We start from the raw sequence: 3,480 nt of genomic DNA on the forward strand, positions 1-3,480 counted from the left end.
GGGAGCGGACAAGCCGGCGTTCCCACCTGTCTGCGTGCGGCACGCACAGGCAGGCGCTGGAGCGTGGGAACGAGCGCGGCAAAGAAAATCTGTGGAAATCTGCCTAATCTGCGCATCCGAGCCGCAGTGTCGGGTTTGGTTCCTCGATCCGGCCTCTGGACTATTCACGCCCCTCGGTAGCGCTCAGGTCCCGTCCCGCCCGCGCGGCGGTGAGATTCTCCCGCGTGATCCGCGTATTCGGATGCTCCGGCCCCAGCTTGCGTTCAAAGACAGCCAGGGCCTGCTCGAAATAGCCGATGGCCTTCTGGTACTCGCCGAGTGCCTGCCAGGCCAATCCCAGATTGTTGCGGCGTATCGCGACATCGGGATGGTCCTCGCCGTAAGTATTGAGATCACTAGCCAGGGCCTGCTCGAAATAGCCGATGGCCTTTTGATATTCGCCGAGCGCCTGCCAGACCGCTCCCAGATTGTTGCGGTCTATCGCCACAGTGGGGTGGTCCTCGCCGTAGGTCCTGAGATCGCTCGCCAGGGCCTGCTCCAAATGCCGATGGCCTTCCGGTACTCGCCGAGTGACTGCCAGGCCGATCCCAGATTATTACGCATTGTCGCGACGCGGGGATGGTCCTCGCCGTAGGTCTTAAGATCACTGGCCAGGGCCTGTTCCAAATAGCCGATGGCCTTCCGGTACTCCCTGAGTGACCGCCAGGCCATTCCCAGATTGTTGCGAGTTATCGCGACACGGGGATGGTCCTCGCCGTAGGTATTGAGATCACTGGCCAGGGCCTGTTCGTAATAGCCGATGGCCTTCTGGTACTCCCCGAGTGAATCCCAGGCCGATCCCAGGTTGTTGCGGTCTCTTGCCACAGCGGGATGGTCCTCGCCGTAGGTCCTGAGATCGCTGGCCAGGGCCTGCTTGAAATAGCCGATGGCCTTCCGGTACTCGCCGAGTGACTGCCAGGCCAATCCCAGGTTGTTGCGGCGTGTTGCGACATGGGGATGGTCCTCGCCATAGGTCTTGATGCCACTGGCCAGGGCCTGTTCGTAATAGCCGATGGCCTTCCGGTACTCCCCGAGTGAATGCCAGGCCAATCCCAGATTGTTGCGCATTGTCGCCACAGCGGGATGGTCCTCGCCGTAGGAGTTGAGATCACTGGCCAGGGCCTGCTCGTAGTAGCCGATGGCCTTCTGGTGTTCCCCGAGTGAATCCCAGGCCAATCCCAGATTGTTGCGGCGTATTGCGACATCGGGATGGTCCTCGCCGTAGGTCTTGAGATCACTGGCCAGGGCCTGCTCCAAATAGCCGATGGCCTTCCGGTACTCGCCGAGTGAATACCAGGCCATTCCCAGATTGTTGCGGCGTATTGCGACATGGGGATGGTCCTCGCCGTAGGTATTGAGATCGCTCGCCAATGCCTGCTCGTAGTAGCCGATGGCCTTCTGGTACTCGCCGAGTGACTGCCAGGCCATTCCCAGATTGTTGCGATCTCTTGCCACAGCGGGATGGTCCTCGCCGTAGGTCTTGATGCTACTGGCCAGGGCCTGATCCAAATAGCCGATGGATTTTTGGTACTCGCCGAGTGAATCCCAGGCCAAGCCCAGGTTGTTGCGAATTGTCGCCACACTGGGATGGTCTGCGCCGTAGGTCTTGATGCCACTGGTCAGGGCCTGCTTGAAATAGCCGATGGCCTTCCGGTACTCGCCGAGTGACTGCCAGGCCATTCCCAGATTGTTGCGGTCTCTTGCTACATCGGGATGGTCTTCGCCGTAGGTCTTGAGATCGCTGGCCAGGGCTTGCTCGGAGTAGTCCTTAGCGGTGCTGTAGTCACCGAGTATATGCGCCAGCTCGCCGGCGCCTGTGAGATACAGGCCGTTCTCCGGCGCCAGCCGCACGGCCCGTTGGGCATGTGCATAGGCCGACCGATAGCGGATCTGGTCCAGGGCGATGCGACTGCGCTGATAGGCGGCCTCGGCGGTGGCCTGGATAGCCGCCTCGTTTCGGGCCTCGATTTGGGCAAAGAGCTGATCCGCCTGGCTCTGGTCGCCTTGGGCCAAGGCGGTGCGGGCCTGATCCAGGAGCGCATCTGGGATCTGGCCGCGGATGGTCTCTAACTGAGCGATGCGTTCCTTCAGTTCCTTGATATGGTTCTGGTAGCTGGCTTGGGCATCCGATAATCGACGTTCGATCTCGGCCTTCTCTTTCTCCAGGATTTGGCGTTCCTGGGCATGGGCCTGCTTTAGCGCTTTGGTGACCTCTTGCTCCCGTTCCTTGAGATCGGCCTTGTATTTCTCGAAGGGGATGCCGATGTGGATATCCCTTCCTGCCTTGTACTGGTCGCCCCCGACGGCATCCCCGGTTCCCGTATGCGTGATCGAGCTGTCTTGATTGGACAGGAAGACATGCACCGCCCAGCCGCCGCCGATGGCGGCAGCCACCGCGGCGATCAGTCCCAATAGGGCTATCAGGATTTTTCGCTGAGCTTTCGTCATTGTCTTTTTTGCGTTTATTTGCGGAAAAAAAGCGTCTCAGAGGCTGTCTAAAAACCAACCTATTGATGTTGCTTGATGTGGCGTGACCAATCCTGTCGAAATAAAGCCCTTGATCCCCCCTCTCCCCTCAGGGGGCGAGGGAGCCAACCGGGCAAGTTCTTAGACAGCCTCTCAACGGAAATCACCTTACATCCCCCACACCCAAATCCGGTGCTCTCCATACTGTTCTTGCCGGACCAAGCTCTTTGCTTCCCAGGGCAGCTCCGGGGTGCGGTCGAAGACGATCAGATAGCCCTCGTCGGTGCCGACCCGGTCCATATAGTCGGCGGTCTGTGCCAGGCCTTCTTTGATCGTTGCCGCCAGGGATTTGTGTAGGAGCTTGAGCTCGATGACCGCCCGTTGGACCGGGCCATGGAAGCCTTGAGTCTCATCCAGGGGCCACTGCACCAACAGATCGGTGCGGCGGCGCCCCAGGCCGTATTCCCGGTCGATGCGCCCACCGCTGTTGACGATGCGTTGCAGGAATGCCTGCATCAGCAATTGTGGCCCGGCCTCTTTGTAGTCGAACCGTTCGATCCAGAGCTCGCCGTGCTCCCGGAAGAATTGCTGGAAGCCGTTCAGTAGCTTGGGGAAATCCAGGCGTCCATCCCGACCCACATACCAGGCGGTCTCCTGGGGGATCCGGGTCTGGGCAACCCAGGTCAGGGTGCGCGGGATGACTTCCCGGTAGATGGGGTTGGCGATCTCGATCTGCGGGCGGGTGCGGATCAGTCCCAGGTCTTGCACATACAGTTGGTCGTCTTCGCTGGGCGGGGCGATTCCGGATTCGAAATCGTCGCCCAAGAGTTCGCCGATAACCTTGTGGACCCGCGGCTCCCGCAATTTATCGGCCAACTGATCGAGGTGGGTATCCCGCCGCTCGATGAGCCGCTCCCGGGCATCGGCCATGAGACCTAAGGTAATCGGGCGGGCACGGTCGTGGCCTGCCTTCAT

The 3,480-nt window shown here is 60.4% G+C and carries 2 protein-coding genes and 1 pseudogene; all 3 read right to left on the reverse strand.

Going from position 1 to position 3,480, the window contains the following annotated elements:
* Positions 1–160: 160 nt before the first annotated feature.
* On the reverse strand, positions 161–541 hold the full coding sequence (locus tag BQ17_RS00270; RefSeq protein ID WP_256091419.1) for a tetratricopeptide repeat protein: 381 nt from the start codon (positions 539–541) through the stop codon (positions 161–163).
* Positions 478–2,487, reverse strand: coding sequence for a tetratricopeptide repeat protein (locus BQ17_RS00275; RefSeq protein ID WP_089723762.1), 2,010 nt, complete (start codon positions 2,485–2,487; stop codon positions 478–480). The genes BQ17_RS00270 and BQ17_RS00275 overlap by 64 nt, the downstream gene beginning before the upstream one ends.
* A 186-nt stretch (positions 2,488–2,673) precedes the next feature.
* Positions 2,674–3,480, reverse strand: a pseudogene (locus tag BQ17_RS21210) (hypothetical protein); the annotation flags it as partial.

The organism is Candidatus Thiosymbion oneisti, from assembly GCF_900092655.1.
Taxonomy (GTDB): Bacteria; Pseudomonadota; Gammaproteobacteria; order Chromatiales; family Chromatiaceae; genus Thiosymbion; species Thiosymbion oneisti.

Coding starts and splice junctions, on each gene's coding strand:
- BQ17_RS00275 (WP_089723762.1), bottom strand. CDS start 2,487: ATGACGAAAGCTCAGCGAAAAATCCTGATAGCCCTATTGGGACTGATC.